This is a genomic window from Corynebacterium sp. L4757, from assembly GCF_043673995.1.
Classification (GTDB): domain Bacteria; phylum Actinomycetota; class Actinomycetes; order Mycobacteriales; family Mycobacteriaceae; genus Corynebacterium.
In genome coordinates this window covers 151,356-167,850 of record NZ_JBIMEN010000007.1, presented here as the reverse complement: position 1 = coordinate 167,850, position 16,495 = coordinate 151,356, and the positions used below count along the sequence as shown (strand labels likewise).

Below are 16,495 nucleotides of genomic sequence, written 5' to 3'. Positions count from 1 at the left end.
GCCAAGCCTCGTGCTGGCTAAGGCTTAAGCCCTTCCGGCGCAAGGTATGATGAGCCTTGCACAATTCAATCTCAATTAGATCAGAATTACTCTCTACAAAGAAGGTGGATTTCATGACTGAATACCGCATTGAGCATGACACGATGGGCGAAGTAAAGGTTCCTAAGGACGCACTCTGGCGCGCACAAACCCAGCGTGCAGTTGAGAACTTCCCTATCTCCGGCCGTGGCCTGGAGTCTGCTCAGATCCGCGCAATGGGCCTCCTAAAGGCTGCATGTGCGCAGGTCAACAAGGATTCCGGCGCTCTGGATGCCGAAATCGCGGATGCCATCATCGCAGCTGGTAAAGAAATTGCTTCCGGCAAGTACGACGCTGAGTTCCCAATCGACGTCTTCCAGACCGGTTCCGGCACTTCTTCCAACATGAATACCAACGAGGTCATCGCTTCCCTCGCCGGCCAGAACGGCGTTGAGATTCACCCTAATGACCACGTCAACATGGGCCAGTCCTCCAATGACACTTTCCCAACTGCAACCCACGTGGCTGCAACCGAGGCTGCTGTCAATGACCTCATCCCAGGTCTGAAGGTTCTGCACGCTTCCCTGCTCAAGAAGGCACAGGAGTGGAAGGACGTTGTTAAGTCCGGCCGCACCCACTTGATGGACGCTGTTCCAGTAACCCTGGGCCAGGAGTTCTCCGGCTATGCTCGCCAGTTCGAGCTCGGCATTGAGCGCATCGAGGCAACCTTGCCTCGCCTCGGCGAACTGGCTATCGGCGGCACCGCTGCTGGTACCGGCCTGAACACCTCCGCTGATTTCGGCGCGAAGGTCACCGAGGAGCTCAAGAAGCTCACCGGCATCAATGAGCTTTCTGAGGCTAAGAACCACTTTGAGGCTCAGGCAAACCGCGACGCACTGGTTGAGTTCTCCGGCGCAATGCGCGTTGTCGCTGTTTCCTTCTACAAGATGGCTAACGACATCCGCCTCATGGGCTCTGGCCCACTGACCGGTTTCGCTGAGATTCACCTGCCTGACCTGCAGCCAGGTTCTTCCATCATGCCTGGCAAGGTCAACCCAGTTCTGTGTGAGACCGCAACCCAGGTTTCTGCACAGGTTATCGGCAACGACGCCGCTATTGCTTTCGGCGGTACCCAGGGTCAGTTCGAGCTCAACGTGTTCATCCCAATGATGGCGCGCAACGTTCTCGAGTCTTCCCGTCTGCTGGCTAACACCGCTCGCGTCTTTGCTGAGCGCCTAGTTGACGGCATCGAGCCAAACGCTGAACGCATGAAGACCTTCGCTGAGTCTTCCCCATCCATCGTGACCCCACTGAACTCTGCAATCGGCTACGAGAATGCAGCCAAGGTAGCGAAGCACGCGCTGGCTGAGAGCATCACCATCCGCGAGGCCGTGATTGACCTCGGCTTCGTCGACGGTGACAAGCTCACCGAAGAAGAGCTGGACAAGCGCCTCGATGTTTTGGCTATGGCCAACACCGACCGCGACAACTTCTAAGCTTCACTTCCTCGCTTAGAGTCTCAGGAGCACCGCCCCACTTTCGGGCGGTGCTCCTTTTTCGATCTCTCGCACGCCCTTGCGCGGCAGTTTTTCAAGCGCACCCTTCGCACTCACAACAATCCCTTTCCTCCCCAGGCGTCTGCTCGGTGTGAGCGCGAAGGGTACATCCGTGGTTTGGCCCGCACGAAATGTCTGGGGTGCGCCCTTCGCGGCCACAACAAACACTCTCCTGCCCAGATGCCTGCTCTACGTGAGCGCGAAGGGTACATCCACGGTTTGGCCCGCACGAAATGTCTAGGGTGCGCCCTTCACGGTCACCGGAAAGAAGGAAGTCTGGAGGAGTCGGAAGAACGTGAGCGCGAAGGGCGCACGCGAATCAAATGCAGGATGAGGATTTGGGTTCGGAGATGGATAAGATGACACCCATGGTCGAAAACACGCCGGAGTCAAAGAAGTCTGTTCTGTCCAACCAGGAACGGGTGGAACAAGCGGAACAAAGTACGCAGAATTCTTTTGAGCAATACAAGGGTTCCAAGACAACAGACCGGTGGATGTGGATAGTGGGCATCATCGTCGTGGTGCTCGCTGTGCTCGCGTCGTTGCTTGCATGGTATCGCTCAGCTTCGGAACCCGATCCTGAGCCAATTATTGACCGAGAGCTGGTGGACGTGGATGAATCGGCACCGGTGGAGATGCTCAACGGTGGTTTCGTAGGGACTTTCGGGGGCGAGTTCAACGCGGGGCCAGAGAATGCATGGAATGGCGTTATTTCATTCGCGGGTGAAACTGCGGTTCTGGTGTATCCGACGACTGGTTGCCAGGCGTTGTTAACCCTGATGGAGCCGGTTGCTGGCAGTGACGTGGTTGCGTATGACACGCAAGCATTGAATCGGAAGTGTGTGACCGAGGGGTTCTGGGAATTCGAGGAAGAGTCCGGTCAGATTTCAGCACGCTATTTTGAGGCAGATGAAGATGGCGAGCAGGAGCTAAAGGCGGCGGCGCAGCTGACAAGAAACATTGATGCCCTGGCCGGAGCACCGGCAGAGTGACTTAAACAATAAAGCATTTCGGCGGAATATAGAATCACACACTTTGCACTTGGTGCAAACTTGCACCGTGTGTAAGATTGCATGGTGTGCAAGAAGATAACGATATTGAAGCATGCCCCTCATCCGATAATGACATTGGGTTAAGGGAGCAAAAGCGATTGGCAACCAAGCGGCGCATCGAAGATGCGGCAACCCGCTTGGTTGATGAGTCGAGCTTTGATGAAGTAACTATTGAACAAATTTGTGAGGCCGCAGGGATTTCCCGGCGGACCTTTTTCAACTATTTCAGCGCCAAGGAAGGCGCTGTTATAGGAATGACCTCAGAAAAGCTCAATGCTGAACAGCGTGAGGCTTTCCTCAACGCTGAGTCCAGCAATATTCTCCACCTCTTGGTGGAGGTCATGGAGCGGCACCTGACGTCATCAGACAGTGATGGAGTTATCCATGAGCGTCGGCAGCGAATCTTTTCGCACCCAGACGTTGCGGTAAGGGCCATGGCGTTTCGTAAGGAACGTTCAAAAGAAATGATGGTGCTTCTCACGGAGCGCCTCACTCTGCGCCCCGAGGAACAGCGCCACCCAGAGGTGGACCCAGGCACTGAGGCGATGTTGTTAAGCGCCTTCATTCGAGAAGCTGTGTGGATGGCAATGGCGCATCCCGGAAGGGACTGCGATGCCCCGATGAAAGAGCGCATTTATCAATCCATGAAATTGATTAAGGAATATACGAAAGGACTGGAATGGTAGCGAATAACACCACCCCAAATACTGGCAACCAGGCCAGTGCTACCACAGGCGAAGAACTCCCCGTGGTTAATGCTGAAATGGCGACCCCATCAGCAACCGATCCAAATCGTGGCAAGAAGACCGCCGATAATGTCGGCATTATTTTCTCAGCTCTGATGCTGACCATGCTGATGAGCTCCTTGGGTCAGATGATCTTTGGTTCAGCACTGCCGACCATCGTCGGTGAGCTGGGCGGCGTGGACCAGATGAGCTGGGTTATCTCGGCATTCATGGTGACCATGACCATCGCTATGCCGTTGGCTGGTCAGCTGGGTGACCGCATTGGCCGCAAGTGGGTTTACATCGGCGGTATCGCCATCTTCGTTATCGGCTCTACTATTGGCGGTTTCGCCAGCGGTATGGGCGTGCTGATTGCCGGTCGAGCCATCCAGGGCTTCGGCGCGGGCATCATGATGATTTCTTCCCAAGCGATTGTGGCCGAGGTTGTTTCCGCACGTGAGCGCGGTAAGTTCATGGGTATCATGGGCGGCGTCTTCGGCGTGTCCTCAGTACTTGGTCCAGTCCTGGGCGGTTGGTTCACGGATGGCCCGGGGTGGCGCTGGGGTCTGTGGATCAACATTCCACTGGGTCTGCTCGCCATCATCGTGTGTATCTTCGTGCTCAAATTGCGCGTGGGTGATGCCGGTTTCAAGGGCTTTGACTGGCTCGGTTTCGCAGGTATTGCTATTACCACCAGCTCGCTGATTCTGATGACCACTTGGGGTGGCAGCGAGTATGAGTGGACTTCTCCAACGATCTTGTCCATGGGCGCAATCGTCATCTTGGGCGCTGCGTTTACTATCTTCGTAGAAACACGCGCATCCCAGCCGCTGATTCCTGTTCACCTCTTTAAGAACCGCAACATGGTTCTGACCACCTTGGCAGGCACCGTACTGGGCTTGGCCATGATGGGCGTTCTGGGCTACATGCCAACCTATCTGCAGATGGTGCACACCCTGTCCCCAACTGAGGCAGGTTTGATGATGATTCCAATGATGATCGGCATGATTGGTGTTTCCACCGGTATCGGCTTCATCATCTCCAAGACCGGTAATTACAAGATGTACCCGATCATTGGTTTGGCTATCACGGCCGTTGCTCTGTGGTTGATGTCCCAGATGACCAAGGACACCACGCTGACGATTGTCGGAGCATTGTTCTTCCTCTTCGGCGTTGGCTTGGGCTTTGTCATGCAGGTTCTGGTTCTGATTGTTCAGAACTCCTTCCCTATTGCCCAGGTTGGTACCGCAACAGCGGCGAATAACTTCTTCCGCCAGATTGGTTCCGCGCTTGGCGCTTCCGTGGTGGGTTCGATGTTCATTCACAATATGCAGAATGAAATGTCCACCCGTTTGCCTGAGGCAATTGCTTCCATGGGGCAAGAAGGCGCAGTCGTGGCCGAGCAGTTTGCTGGCGCAGATGCCGCAAATTCCTTGACACCGCAGTTGGTTGCACAGCTTCCCGATGCCGTCCGTGATGCCATCTTGACCTCCTATAATGACGGTCTGACGCCGGTTATCGGCATGATGGTACCGCTGGCTATCATCGCGATGCTCTTGCTCATTCCACTGCGTGAGGAGCGCCTGAAGGAGACCATCGACTAGCGCTTAAAGCATCGTTTGCAGCTTTAAACGTTAAAGTGCCCTGCTTCCCGGGAATCACTTTGGATTTTCCTGGGAGGCAGGGCATTATTCGTAGTTTAGTAGGTATCGGATTTAGGCCAGAGCCCCTTTAACTGCCTCGGATGCAGTTTCTTCGAATTCTTCTTCATGCTGGACTTTCTCCGGTTTTGGAAGAAGCTTTTGATACACATCGGTATCGCGCCACTGGCCAGCATGCTCACCATAGGTCATCTTCGCGAGGTGAGTGTAGGTGCCCACCTTCTCAAATCCACGGGAAGTATGAAGCTTGGCAGAGCCTTCATTCTCCGGGAAAATCCAGGAGTGGATAGACCACATGCCGAGCTCTTGGCAGACCTCAATGAACTTATCCAACAGGCTACCAGCAACGCCGCGCCCCTGAGCAGTGGGAGCGATATAAATCGAATCTTCCACTACGCCCGCGAGAACTGCACGTTGAGAAATTGGTGCCCCAGAAATCCAACCGATGACGTTGGTGTCATCGTATTCCTCCACCGCTACATAGACGGTGTCCATGTTCTTGCCATCAGTGAATTCTTCGAGGGTTAATGCGCGGCTTTCATAGGTCGCATTTCCGGTTCTGAGCCCCTGCTCATAAATGTCTTTTACTTGCGGGTAATCTTCCGCGCGAAATGGGCGGATAGCAAAGCTTGGCTTCGTCATAGTGCCATTATCCGCACGAAATCTGGCGAATGCCAGATGTGGATACCCGATTCGACAAAACTCACAGGTCACGCACCCACGCTAGTTGTCACTTTCCAGTAAGTTAGTGACCAATTCGGCAATTTGGGAACGTTCGGAGCGTTGCAGGGTGGTGTGGGAGAAGAGGCTATGGCCTTTCAGCTTCTCGATGACCGCCTGTACCCCGTCGTGCCTACCCACGCGCAGGTTGTCGCGCTGGGCAACGTCATGCGTGAGCACCACGCGGGAACCGCGGCCCAAGCGGGATAAGACGGTCAGCAACACGTTGCGTTCCAGGGACTGCGCCTCATCCACGATGACGAATGTGTCATGCAGGGAGCGGCCACGGATATGGGTCAATGGCAGGACCTCAAGTAGTCCGCGGTCGTGGATTTCATCGATGACGTTGTCTGAGACCAGACCTTCTAAAGTGTCATAGACTGCCTGCGCCCATGGGTTCATCTTTTCGGACTCTGACCCCGGCAAGTAGCCGAGGGACTGGCCGCCCACGGCGTACATCGGGCGGAAGACCACAATCTTGCGGTGTTCTTGGCGCTCCAAGACGGCTTCGAGGCCCGCGCAGAGCGCCAGGGCGGATTTACCGGTGCCGGCGCGGCCGCCGATGGACACGATGCCAACGGAAGGATCGGCGAGTACATCCAGCGCGATGCGCTGCTCAGCGGAATGGCCTTGCAGCCCGAAGGCGTTGACGTCACCACGAACCAGTTTGACGGAGCCATCGGGCTGCACGCGCCCCAGCGCAGATTGCTGATTCGCCTGCATTGTCACACCACAGTGCACGGGCAGGTCAGCGACGGAGGTTCCTTCATCGGTGAATAGTTCATCAATAACGACTTCCCCATCGCTAAAGAGGTCATTGATTACTTCTGCGGTGACGTGCACGTTCGCCATGCCGGTGTATCCGGAAAGGACAACGTCCTGTGCGCGGTATTCTTCAGCTTCCAAGCCGACGGCACCGGCCTTGACGCGTAATGGGACATCCTTGGTCACCAGGACCGTGTCATGGCCCTCATGCGCCAGATTCAGCGCGCACGCTAGGATGCGGTGGTCCCCTTCAGAACCCCGAAATGCCAGCGGCAACAAGAACTGGTCTTGATGGTTGAGCTCAACGTGCAGCGTGCCACCGTCCGTATTCGCTGGAACCGGCTGGTCTAGATGACCGTGCTTGGAGCGCAGGCCTTCTAAATGACGAAGAGCTTGGCGGGCGAACCAACCAAGCTCCGGGTGATGACGTTTTCCTTCCAACTCTGAGATAACAACCACTGGCAAGACCACATCATGTTCTGCGAATTTCTTCAGCGCCCATGGGTCTGAAAGCAAAACCGAGGTATCAAGAACATAAGTTTTGGTCTTCTTTGCTTCATCCAGGTGCGCGACTGCGTCATAGGAATCAGTGGTCAAATCAGTGTTGGTGTGCCCTGGGTTCTTCGGGCTGTGCGTTGGACAGGTTGTGACGTTTGAATCAAACATGCCTGCAGGGTTCTCCCTTGTCGCTTGGCGTTTTCGGCGGTCTAAGCTAATTCTTTTAGCAACCTCCGCTCGCAGACCCGCTTCTTCTCACTAACTATTACAAGATTAGGTTCTGAGAGCTTCTCCGGCTAAAGCCCACAATAAGCAAGTGAGATTAAAATTACACGGGTGGAAGATGAACACTCGGTTAACCCGTGATGGCGGCTTAACGCTGCCGCCCTCTGCCCTGCCCAGGACTCTTGCGCCCGCCCTTCTTCACGTTCTTCTTCACCGATTTCCCGGTGCCACTCGCTGCCCGGCGCGCTTGTTTGGCTTTCGCTTTCTCCCGCGCGGACATTTTTGGCACCTCGTGCCGGGAAGAATTCATGGTGCGCCCTTTGGTGATTCCCACGAAGTCCTGAATGGCTTCGGAGTCATTTTCCTTCAACCAGACGAGGGCGATTTCGGTTTGGGGCACGGTGGCATCGGCAAGCTCTAGCGGCACCACTTGCTTCTTGGATAGTACTTTCAGCAACGGGCGCGGCGCGATGACAATGCCGACATTTGCTGCCACGACCTGCAGTCCGGCACGAATGGCGTCAATGTCTAGGGAGCCATCATCGCCGATTCGATAGTTAATGTGCTCATCGGCGATATCTGCCGGATCGACGGTCTCTGCCATCTCTGCCCAAATTGAATCCTTGGGTACAGCCACCCCGCGGGCTTCGGTATAAAGGCGCACGATATGCGTTTCTGCCTCATTCAGACGCGCATCGCGGCCACCGTGAGGCAGGCGCGCGAGTGCAACATCCGCGTCGCCGGCAAGCAGCACGGCGATTGCGTCATCGGCATCAATCGTTTCTAACCCACCGTGGTTGGTGGCGCGCCGGAAACGCTCGAACCACTTTCCAGGTTCGGTGCCGGTGCTAAAAGTCAATCGCAACATGGCTGCCAGCTTAATCAAGCATGTGTCAACTGGTTGTACTTGGTGCTACCGTAGGCGGTGTGACTGACAATAATTTGCAACCATCTGGTACCGCTATGCGCCCGCAGACCGCGGCGAAGAAGCTAGGCATCTACCTGCCAGCAGCGCCCAAGGAGTTCCAAGACGGGGCGATTACGCACGCGGAGCTGCGCGATATGCACAATAACCCGCCGGAGTGGCTCAATGAGCTACGCCGCACTGGCCCTTACCCGCGTCCAGTGGTGGCGCAGAAGTTGGGCATTTCTGTGACCGCTTTGAAGAAAAATGACATGGACAAGCCGCTGACGGCAGCTGAGATAAAGGAGCTGCTGGAAAATCAGCCGGAGTGGCTCAGCGCTGCGCGGACTGCGCATGCCAAGGCCCGTGAGGAAGGCTCAGACAAGCAAGAAGCAGATTCGCCTGCCGATGCCGACTTTGTCGACGCCATCGAGGAGTCCCTTGCCAAGGGCGAAGCAGCCGTTGCGGAGTCTGAAGCTACGACTGATGCCGAAGATGAGGCTAAGCCTGAGTAGCTCGCAGCAAGCATAAAGAATGCAGGCCCTGTGGTTTCCCGGGACCTGCATTCTTTATGTACTTGGAGGGTTTATCTCCCTGAAGTCTTTAACTTAACTGGAAGATTCGCTAAGCGAAGCTTCCAGTTAGACGAGCTTCCAGTCTTCGAGACCTTCGTAGAGTGGGTACTGCTCAGCAATCTTGTCGACACGTGCACGCAGTGCCTCAGCATCAGCGTTCTTGCCCTCGACCAGTGCGGTAGCGATGATGTCAGCAACCTCAGTAAACGCTGCTGCATCCAGGCCGCGGGTAGCCAGGGCTGCGGTACCGATGCGCAGGCCGGAGGTGACCATTGGTGGACGTGGGTCATTAGGAACAGCGTTGCGGTTAACGGTAATGCCGACCTCGTGCAGCAGGTCTTCTGCCTGCTGGCCATCCATCTCAGAGTTACGCAGATCCACCAGAACCAGGTGTACGTCGGTGCCGCCGGTGAGAACGTCAACGCCCGCTGCCTTTGCCTCAGGGGTCATCAGGCGCTCAGCCAGAATCTTTGCACCTTCCAGGGTGCGCTCCTGACGGTCACGGAACTCAGCTGATGCGGCAATCTTCATGGAGATAGCCTTCGCTGCAACAACGTGCATCAATGGACCGCCCTGCTGGCCTGGGAAGACCGCAGAGTTCAGCTTCTTAGCGTAGTCCTGCTTAGCCAAGATCATGCCGGAGCGTGGGCCGCCCAGGGTCTTGTGCACGGTGGTGGACACGACATCAGAGTGTGGAACCGGGGTTGGGTACAGATCAGCTGCAACCAGACCAGCGAAGTGAGCCATATCAGTCCACAGGTATGCGCCTACCTCATCAGCGATGGAGCGGTAAGCCTCAAAGTCCAAGGTGCGTGGGTATGCGGACCAGCCAGCGATGATGACCTGTGGCTTTTCAGCAATTGCCTGCTCGCGCAGACGATCCATGTCGATACGGTTGGTTGCTTCATCAACTTCGTAGGCAGCTACTTCATAGAGCTTGCCGGAGAAGTTCAGCTTCATGCCGTGGGTCAGGTGACCGCCGTGAGCCAGAGACAGGCCCAAAATCTTATCGCCTGGATTAATAAGCGACTGCAGGACAGCTGCGTTGGCCTGAGCACCGGAGTGCGGTTGAACGTTGGCGAATTCTGCGCCGAAGAGCTCCTTCGCACGGTCACGTGCCAAATCTTCAATAACGTCCACGTGCTCACAGCCACCGTAGTAGCGGCGACCTGGGTAGCCCTCGGCGTACTTGTTGGTCAATACGGAGCCTTGAGCCTGCAGAACTGCACGCGGAACGAAGTTTTCCGAAGCAATCATTTCCAGGGTGTCGCGCTGGCGGGCGATTTCGCCACCAATCGCCGCGAAAACATCAGGGTCTAGTTCACGCAATTCCTGGTAGCGCGCATCGGAAGAATTCTGGTTAGTCATGTGACGGTATATTCCCTTCGTCGGAGTGGGATGAAGCAATACACACACATGATAGCTAAGGTCGCTCCCACCCTGGGTGTTTTTGCCCCTTAAAATACACCCAGGGTGTAATACACCGCACAATATGCGTCCGGTCAATTTCCTGCACACCTATGGCTAGTGACACAATAGAGTCCATGGCGCGGAACCCCGACTTAAGCCCCTACCTTGACTTCGACCGCGATACCTGGCGTGGACTGCGTAAATCCATGCCGCAGGTGTTGACAGAGGAAGAAGTTAAGAAACTCGCAGGCCTTGGAGAAAACATCAACCTCGAAGAGGTCGCTGATGTGTACCTGCCACTTTCGCGTCTCATCCACCTCCAGGTGGCCGCGCGTCAGGCGTTGACGGAAGTCACCGAAGAGTTCTTGGGCAACCCACCCAGCCATGTGCCTTTCGTCATTGGTGTTGCAGGTTCGGTTGCGGTCGGCAAATCCACCACCGCGCGTTTGCTCCAGGTCTTGCTGCAGCGCTGGGATACCCACCCCAAAGTAGATCTGGTGACTACTGATGGGTTCCTCTACCCCACGCGTATTCTGCAAGAACGCGGCCTGATGTCGCGCAAAGGCTTCCCCGAATCCTATGACCGCCGTGCGCTAATGCGCTTTGTCACAGACGTGAAATCCGGCAAGGAAGTAGTGCGCGCCCCGATGTATTCGCACGTCTCCTATGACATCGTTCCTAATGAATTCCAGACCGTGCACCAGCCCGACATTCTGATTCTGGAGGGCCTGAATGTCTTGCAAACCGGTCCCACGCTGATGATTTCAGACCTCTTTGATTTCTCCGTCTACGTGGACGCGCGCATGGAAACCATTGAGAATTGGTACATCAACCGCTTCCTCAATCTGCGGCACACAGCATTCCGTGAGCCAGGCGCTCACTTTGCTGCCTACGCAGACATGAATGATGAACAGGCCTATAACCAGGCACGTGAGATTTGGCAGTCCATCAACCTGCCCAACCTCGTGGAAAACATCCTGCCCACCCGCGTCCGCGCTTCCTTGGTCTTACGTAAAGGTGAAGACCACACGGTGGAAAAGGTCCGGATGCGCAAACTCTAAGCGAAAACTCGGGATACCCAAATTATTCGCTTAGAGTCCTCGTGAAGATTCTTTGCTTTCCGCCCAGGCATAAACCGGATCAAGCTCGCTCAAGTCAACGCGGTCGAGGTCCTTTTTAAACATGTCAATCATCGACTGGTCATTAGCGCTGCGCAAAGATTTTGGTTTCATGCGTATAGCATTGACAATCCCGCTCATAACCGCGGTGTGCGCCGTGGACAGCTCCGAGTAATTCATGCGTCCCGGCAAATAAAAGCGCGTGATGTCCTCGCCAGTTTGATTAGCTAAAGCATCATCGCTGCGCGCCTTATCTAGCAAGGTCATACCCACAATGCACAAAGCCGTGGGACGTCCTTGTTTCCACGCGGCAATCGCGGCGTCCACGCCCGGCACCTTCGGGCCGTGGATATAGGAAAAGACAACGACCGGACTAAGGCTGTCGGCACCGGAGGCATCGGCAAGCAATGCGCGAACTGAGCCTGAATCCGTCCACGTTGCGGCGGTTGTTTCACACCGCGCGGCAAACGCATCAGCATATTCCTTGCTGGAACCATAATCGGATTTGTACAGGACCAGAACCATTAGATGCGCTCCCGAAGAAGGTTATTTGCCGAAACGGCGCGAACGGTTGGAGTAATCACGCAGCGCGCGCAGGAAATCAATCTTGCGGAACGCTGGCCAATAAGTATCAGTAAACCAGATTTCCGAATAGGCCGCCTGCCACAGCAAAAAGCCCGAAAGGCGCTGTTCACCAGAGGTACGAATCACCAAATCTGGGTCTGGAAGGCCCTTGGTATACAGGTGCTTGGAAATATTATCCACGGTGATACGTTCGGCTACTTCTTCCATCGTTGTGCCCTGCGCAGATTCCTGCTTCAGCAACGCTTGCACAGCATCAACGATTTCCTGACGTCCGCCATATCCAACGGCAATGTTGACAATCACGCCATCATTGTCGCTGGTGTCCGCGGCGGCCTCACACATCTTGCTGCTCACATCATCAGGCAAAAGATTCAGGTGGCCGACTAGACGGACCTGGCAATTCAAATCACCGTGGCTGAGGTGGTCAACGACTTCCGTGATGATGTCAAAAAGCAGACTGACTTCATTTTCAGAACGCTTGAGGTTTTCCGTCGACAGCAAGTAGATGGTGACAACCTCAACCTCAGTGTCGGCGCACCAAGAAATCATTTCACTGATCTTCTTAGCGCCCTGACGATGGCCGTGGCTAATGTCCTCAAACCCCGCCTCACGTGCCCAACGGCGATTGCCGTCAGCCATAATCGCGATATGCTTTGGCTGCGGCTTACCTTTGAGCTCGGATTTGAGGCGGGCTTCATAGGCTGGGTACAGCAGTGCAGGGAGAAAATTCACACTTTGTAGTCTAGCGTGCATCGCGGCGAGCGCGAACGGCAGCTGCTAACTCACCCAATAAATCGACTGTGTCATCAATATCCATGCAGGCATCAGTGATGGATTGGCCGTAGGTCAAGCCCTCTACACCACGCTCATCAAGCGATTGTGCGCCGCCCACGAGGAAAGATTCCATCATGATGCCGGCAATATTTTCATTACCGTCCGCAATTTGCTTGCCGATGCCTCGTGTCACCTCCACCTGACGCACATGGTCTTTGCCGGAGTTCGCGTGTGAAGCATCAATCATGATGCGGGAATCTTCACCGAGCTTTGCCGTGACTCCCGCGACGGATTCTGCATCCCAGTTCGGGCCGCCGGAGCCACCACGCAGGATAACGTGGCAGTGCTGGTTGCCAGCGGTTTCTACCACGGAAGGCTGACCATCGTCAGAGGTGCCAAAGAAGAAGTGCGGGGAGGCTGCTGCCGATGCCGCGTGAATTGCCACATCGACGTTGCCATCGGTGCCATTTTTGAAGCCAATCGGCATGGACATACCTGACGCCAGCTGGCGGTGGACCTGGGATTCAGTGGTACGAGCACCAATCGCGCCCCACGCGACGGCATCGGCGTAGTACTGCGGGCTATTTGGCTCAAGGAACTCACATGCGGCCGGCAAATCGAGGTTCACGATATCCGTCAGCACCTTGCGCGCGGTGCGCAGACCGAAAGGCACGTCAAAGGACTGGTCCAGGTGAGGGTCATTGATGAGTCCCTTCCAGCCGACGGTGGTGCGTGGCTTTTCAAAGTAGACCCGCATAACAACCTTCAGGTCATCGGCGAAAGAGCGTGCCAGCGGCGATAAACGATTCGCGTATTCCATTGCCGCGACCGGATCATGGATGGAGCAAGGGCCCACAACAACAACGAGGCGGTCATCCTCGGCGGCGAAAATATCAGCAATTTCCTGGCGGTCCTGCTCAACCTTGGCTGCCTGTTTCTCACTCAGCGGCGACTCCGCTTGTAATTCAGCGGGAGATGGCAGCTGGTGGAATGCCTTGACGCGGCGGTTGGAGGTGGAGGCTGGGGAGTTGAGAGAAACTGGGCGAGACATCTTTTTAGGTCTTCCTTCATGTTGGTAATGAGTAGAGGTTCAACCTGGATGTTTCCTCAAACGCGGCCCACCCAGGCAAACAAAAAAGCAGCTCCTCTTATTTGAGGTGCTGCTTGGCTCCGGGGGATATCGTGCGTGGCGTTCGTTGCGATGCGCTTTTAGAGATGCGCAAACAAGACGCCGGGTACCACCGGAGCCTTGCCATAATAAAATCGATTAACGAACATGAGCTACACCATAACACAGTCTGAAATGATGTGCGCGAATTAGATGCGAATTAGATTAAAACTTCGACTTCTTGCGGTAATCGTAGAGGCCCGCTTCTTTCATCGCCGCATCCAATGTCTCCTGGTCAAAAGGATCAATGCCATGCTGCTCTGCAAACATGGTGCGGCGGCGGAAACGTGAATAACGGCGGTGGAACATCCAACCCGCACCGATGACGAGGACCGCGAGGATAACGAGAATAAGCATGCCAATTGGCGAAGACTTGCCAAACTCTGGCCCGACGGGGCCATCCTGACTGGCTTGTGCCACAAACATGACATCAGTGGTGAAATTATGAAGCGCTACGGTCGCTTCAGGGCTTAAAATACTCATGGATTATTCCGCCTCTCCAAGGGATGAATCCAGGCCGGTAATACCTGCAAACATATCAGTTTCAGGCAAAGACGTGGATACGCGAGTCTGAGCCAATTCGAATTCTTCTGTCGGCCACAAACGTGCTTGGGTTGCTACGGATGTAGCCAAGAAAGCGCCGGCCGGGTCAATCTGCGTCGCATGCGCACGCAGGGCATCTTCACGGTTTTGGAAGAAATCTGCACACTCAATCTGAGTGGTCACGCGCGACATGATGTCACCGCGGGACGCATCCCAACGCGCCAACATCGGCGCATAAGGGCTGGTCTTGCCATCTTTGATGAGCTCATCGTGGAATAGCTTCATGCGCTGGAATACAAAACCATGAGAGTAATACTGCTTCTGCGTCTCCCAGGCATCACCAAGTTCTGGCTTATAGGAGGCATCCCCTGCTTTTTCCCACGCGATCATGCTTGCGCGATGCACCATCAAGTGATCCGGGTGCGGGTATCCACCGTTCTCGTCATAAGTGATGATGACGTGTGGTTTAAACTCCCTCACCACGCGGATGATCTCATCGCCAATCTCTTCATCGGGGGCCTGCGCAAAACAATCCTCGGGAACGAATGAACGGACAACATCCGGATCTTTCTTATCCTCCCGGTCGTTCAATTCATTGGGCAAGCCAGAATCCATGTAGCCCAACCACTTGTGCTGCACGCCTAAAGCGCGCGCTGCGACCGCCATTTCTTCGTGGCGAATGTCGGTCATGTTTTCTTTCACGCCCGGCTTATCCATTGCAGGGTTAATAATGTCTCCGCGTTCACCGCCGGTACACGTCAAGACCAAAACTTCATGACCCGCTGCGGCATATTTCGCAGTGGTTGCCGCCCCCTTTGATGATTCATCATCTGGGTGCGCGTGAATGGCCAAAATGCGCCCGGTACTCAAAGCGTTCATCAATCCCTCAAATAAGTGCGGCTTTTACTAAACAACTATCTTAGGGCATGATTCGGCATTTCCTTAAAGCACGGTAAACTAGCTCATTATGAGCACTGGTGGATCTCAGCCCAATCAAAATACCCAAGGCGCACAACAGCCGCGGGGTGCAAAATATTCCGAACGTATCGATCACGGTCGAACGCGCGGCGGTGATCTCACTGGTAAAGCAATCGCAGCCATTTTTGTTGCGGTCATTATCGTGGGCATCTACTTCGGCTTCCAATATTTTAAGAGCCAGGAAAACATCAACGCTCAAATCAATTACATCTCTCATGAACAAATTGATGAGGGAACTTTGGGCGTATGGGTAGATGTCACCCGTAACCGCCCCGAAGAAACCGCCTACTGCATTGTTCAGGCATATGACTACGCCAAGGCCGAGGTGGGCCGTCGTGAATTCGCGCTGGCTGCCGATGGCCGTGAGACGGTACGTGCTTTTGTCGAGATTCCTACTTCCGCTCCTGCTGTCGCGGGTGAAGCCTATGGCTGCTCCAGCAGCATGCCGCCATATTTGGATCCTGAGCACACCATCTACGAATAGTCCTGCCCATTTGGGCTGGCAAAGGGGACTGTTGGGTGCTGATTGTGCTAGTATTTGTGCCCAGTAATAACCTTGAGTTGGCGGCTCGACTTCCTCATCTTCATTGAGGGGTCGGCTATTTCTATGCCTCGGCAATGCAGCACGCAATTTCCCAGGTATTTCAAGTTCCAAGGTATACAACGAGGATATAAAAGGAAGGTCGAAAGTATGGCAGATCAGAAGCAATACATCACTCCAGAGACCAAGGCGAAGCTTGAGGCTGAGCTGCAGATGCTCATTGACCGTCGCCCAGAGGTGGCAGCGGAAATCAACGAGCGCCGTGAGGAAGGCGACCTTAAAGAGAACGCAGGCTACGATGCCGCGCGTGAGATGCAGGACCAAGAAGAGGCCCGCATCAAGCAGATTTCTGAGGTTCTAGCGAACGCCACCACTGAGCGCGAGGGCATCCAGGAAGGTGTCGCTGCCATTGGTTCAGTAGTCCACGTGTACTACAACGGTAATGAGGACGACAAGGAAACCTTCCTGATCGGTACTCGTGCTGCTGCTTCTGACAACAAGGACCTGGAGACTTACTCCGAGCAGTCCCCTCTGGGCGCAGCCATCCTGGGCGCGCACGAGGGCGAAACCCGCGAGTACACCGCGCCTAATGGCAAGCTCTTGACTGTCACCATCATTTCTGCGGATCCTTATGATTCCGCGAAGGCTGCTACCCCACGCCAGTCCTAGTTCGTTCTTT

General features: G+C 55.0%; 16 protein-coding genes and 1 pseudogene. 8 read left to right on the top strand and 9 right to left on the bottom strand.

Annotated elements, in window-relative coordinates:
* The first annotated feature begins 113 nt into the window (after positions 1-113).
* From ACG98I_RS10125 to ACG98I_RS10110, 4 genes are all read left to right on the top strand, one after another.
* A complete protein-coding gene (locus ACG98I_RS10125; protein WP_394720508.1) occupies positions 114-1,514 on the top strand; it encodes a class II fumarate hydratase in 1,401 nt (466 codons plus the stop codon).
* 410 nt (positions 1,515-1,924) lie between these two features.
* Positions 1,925-2,566, top strand: a complete 642-nt coding sequence (locus tag ACG98I_RS10120) for a lipase (protein WP_394720506.1) — start codon at positions 1,925-1,927, stop codon at positions 2,564-2,566.
* Positions 2,567-2,652: 86 nt separating this feature from the next.
* Positions 2,653-3,312: a TetR/AcrR family transcriptional regulator gene (locus tag ACG98I_RS10115; protein ID WP_394720504.1), complete on the top strand. Its 660-nt coding sequence runs from the start codon at positions 2,653-2,655 to the stop codon at positions 3,310-3,312.
* Positions 3,313-3,389: 77 nt separating this feature from the next.
* The gene (locus ACG98I_RS10110; RefSeq protein WP_394720530.1) at positions 3,390-4,955 is read left to right on the top strand and encodes an MDR family MFS transporter; all 1,566 of its coding nucleotides are present in this window, start codon (positions 3,390-3,392) and stop codon (positions 4,953-4,955) included.
* A 111-nt stretch (positions 4,956-5,066) separates the two neighbouring features.
* Here ACG98I_RS10110 and ACG98I_RS10105 read toward each other — a convergent pair whose 3' ends face one another.
* From ACG98I_RS10105 to ACG98I_RS10095, 3 genes are all read right to left on the bottom strand, one after another.
* The gene (locus tag ACG98I_RS10105; protein ID WP_394720503.1) at positions 5,067-5,654 is read right to left on the bottom strand and encodes a GNAT family N-acetyltransferase; all 588 of its coding nucleotides are present in this window, start codon (positions 5,652-5,654) and stop codon (positions 5,067-5,069) included.
* A gap of 81 nt (positions 5,655-5,735) precedes the next feature.
* On the bottom strand, positions 5,736-7,163 hold the full coding sequence (locus ACG98I_RS10100; RefSeq protein WP_394720502.1) for a PhoH family protein: 1,428 nt from the start codon (positions 7,161-7,163) through the stop codon (positions 5,736-5,738).
* A gap of 205 nt (positions 7,164-7,368) precedes the next feature.
* Entirely contained in the window at positions 7,369-8,088 is a 720-nt protein-coding gene (locus ACG98I_RS10095; protein WP_394720500.1) for a LysR family transcriptional regulator substrate-binding protein, read from the bottom strand.
* A gap of 20 nt (positions 8,089-8,108) precedes the next feature.
* On the opposite strand from ACG98I_RS10095, the pseudogene ACG98I_RS10090 reads away from it, so the two are divergent.
* Positions 8,109-8,516, top strand: a pseudogene (locus ACG98I_RS10090) (DUF5997 family protein); the annotation flags it as partial.
* Between the two features lie 249 nt (positions 8,517-8,765).
* On the opposite strand, the gene glyA reads toward ACG98I_RS10090, so the two are convergent.
* On the bottom strand, positions 8,766-10,067 hold the full coding sequence (glyA, locus tag ACG98I_RS10085) for a serine hydroxymethyltransferase (RefSeq protein WP_394720498.1): 1,302 nt from the start codon (positions 10,065-10,067) through the stop codon (positions 8,766-8,768).
* A 176-nt stretch (positions 10,068-10,243) separates the two neighbouring features.
* On the opposite strand from glyA, the gene coaA reads away from it, so the two are divergent.
* Positions 10,244-11,170 carry a type I pantothenate kinase gene (gene coaA, locus ACG98I_RS10080; protein WP_394720496.1) on the top strand — a complete coding sequence of 309 codons (927 nt, stop codon included), beginning with the start codon at positions 10,244-10,246 and terminating at the stop codon, positions 11,168-11,170.
* Between the two features lie 30 nt (positions 11,171-11,200).
* Here the strand turns inward: coaA and ACG98I_RS10075 are convergent, their stop codons facing one another.
* From ACG98I_RS10075 to mca, 5 genes are all read right to left on the bottom strand, one after another.
* Positions 11,201-11,752, bottom strand: a complete 552-nt coding sequence (locus tag ACG98I_RS10075; protein ID WP_394720495.1) for a flavodoxin domain-containing protein — start codon at positions 11,750-11,752, stop codon at positions 11,201-11,203.
* A gap of 21 nt (positions 11,753-11,773) precedes the next feature.
* On the bottom strand, positions 11,774-12,544 hold the full coding sequence (locus tag ACG98I_RS10070; RefSeq protein ID WP_394720494.1) for an isoprenyl transferase: 771 nt from the start codon (positions 12,542-12,544) through the stop codon (positions 11,774-11,776).
* Between the two features lie 10 nt (positions 12,545-12,554).
* Positions 12,555-13,637: a 3-deoxy-7-phosphoheptulonate synthase gene (locus ACG98I_RS10065; protein ID WP_394720492.1), complete on the bottom strand. Its 1,083-nt coding sequence runs from the start codon at positions 13,635-13,637 to the stop codon at positions 12,555-12,557.
* Between the two features lie 282 nt (positions 13,638-13,919).
* Positions 13,920-14,237 carry a hypothetical protein gene (locus tag ACG98I_RS10060; RefSeq protein WP_394720491.1) on the bottom strand — a complete coding sequence of 106 codons (318 nt, stop codon included), beginning with the start codon at positions 14,235-14,237 and terminating at the stop codon, positions 13,920-13,922.
* A gap of 3 nt (positions 14,238-14,240) precedes the next feature.
* Complete coding sequence (gene mca / locus ACG98I_RS10055; RefSeq protein WP_394720489.1) at positions 14,241-15,176, bottom strand: mycothiol conjugate amidase Mca; 936 nt, start codon at positions 15,174-15,176, stop codon at positions 14,241-14,243.
* An 88-nt stretch (positions 15,177-15,264) separates the two neighbouring features.
* On the opposite strand from mca, the gene ACG98I_RS10050 reads away from it, so the two are divergent.
* Positions 15,265-15,759: a DUF4307 domain-containing protein gene (locus ACG98I_RS10050; protein WP_394720487.1), complete on the top strand. Its 495-nt coding sequence runs from the start codon at positions 15,265-15,267 to the stop codon at positions 15,757-15,759.
* A 207-nt stretch (positions 15,760-15,966) separates the two neighbouring features.
* Complete coding sequence (greA, locus tag ACG98I_RS10045) at positions 15,967-16,485, top strand: transcription elongation factor GreA (protein WP_394720485.1); 519 nt, start codon at positions 15,967-15,969, stop codon at positions 16,483-16,485.
* Positions 16,486-16,495 lie beyond the last annotated feature (10 nt).

What these genes read in the sequence shown, in the direction of transcription:
- ACG98I_RS10125 (WP_394720508.1), top strand. Translation starts at nt 114, where the DNA reads ATGACTGAATACCGCATTGAGCATGACACGATGGGCGAAGTAAAGGTT.
- ACG98I_RS10120 (WP_394720506.1), top strand. Translation starts at nt 1,925, where the DNA reads ATGGATAAGATGACACCCATGGTCGAAAACACGCCGGAGTCAAAGAAG.
- ACG98I_RS10110 (WP_394720530.1), top strand. Translation starts at nt 3,390, where the DNA reads ATGGCGACCCCATCAGCAACCGATCCAAATCGTGGCAAGAAGACCGCC.
- ACG98I_RS10105 (WP_394720503.1), bottom strand. Translation starts at nt 5,654, where the DNA reads ATGACGAAGCCAAGCTTTGCTATCCGCCCATTTCGCGCGGAAGATTAC.
- ACG98I_RS10100 (WP_394720502.1), bottom strand. Translation starts at nt 7,163, where the DNA reads ATGTTTGATTCAAACGTCACAACCTGTCCAACGCACAGCCCGAAGAAC.
- ACG98I_RS10095 (WP_394720500.1), bottom strand. Translation starts at nt 8,088, where the DNA reads ATGTTGCGATTGACTTTTAGCACCGGCACCGAACCTGGAAAGTGGTTC.
- glyA (WP_394720498.1), bottom strand. Translation starts at nt 10,067, where the DNA reads ATGACTAACCAGAATTCTTCCGATGCGCGCTACCAGGAATTGCGTGAA.
- coaA (WP_394720496.1), top strand. Translation starts at nt 10,244, where the DNA reads ATGGCGCGGAACCCCGACTTAAGCCCCTACCTTGACTTCGACCGCGAT.
- ACG98I_RS10075 (WP_394720495.1), bottom strand. Translation starts at nt 11,752, where the DNA reads ATGGTTCTGGTCCTGTACAAATCCGATTATGGTTCCAGCAAGGAATAT.
- ACG98I_RS10065 (WP_394720492.1), bottom strand. Translation starts at nt 13,637, where the DNA reads ATGTCTCGCCCAGTTTCTCTCAACTCCCCAGCCTCCACCTCCAACCGC.
- ACG98I_RS10060 (WP_394720491.1), bottom strand. Translation starts at nt 14,237, where the DNA reads ATGAGTATTTTAAGCCCTGAAGCGACCGTAGCGCTTCATAATTTCACC.
- mca (WP_394720489.1), bottom strand. Translation starts at nt 15,176, where the DNA reads ATGAACGCTTTGAGTACCGGGCGCATTTTGGCCATTCACGCGCACCCA.
- ACG98I_RS10050 (WP_394720487.1), top strand. Translation starts at nt 15,265, where the DNA reads ATGAGCACTGGTGGATCTCAGCCCAATCAAAATACCCAAGGCGCACAA.
- greA (WP_394720485.1), top strand. Translation starts at nt 15,967, where the DNA reads ATGGCAGATCAGAAGCAATACATCACTCCAGAGACCAAGGCGAAGCTT.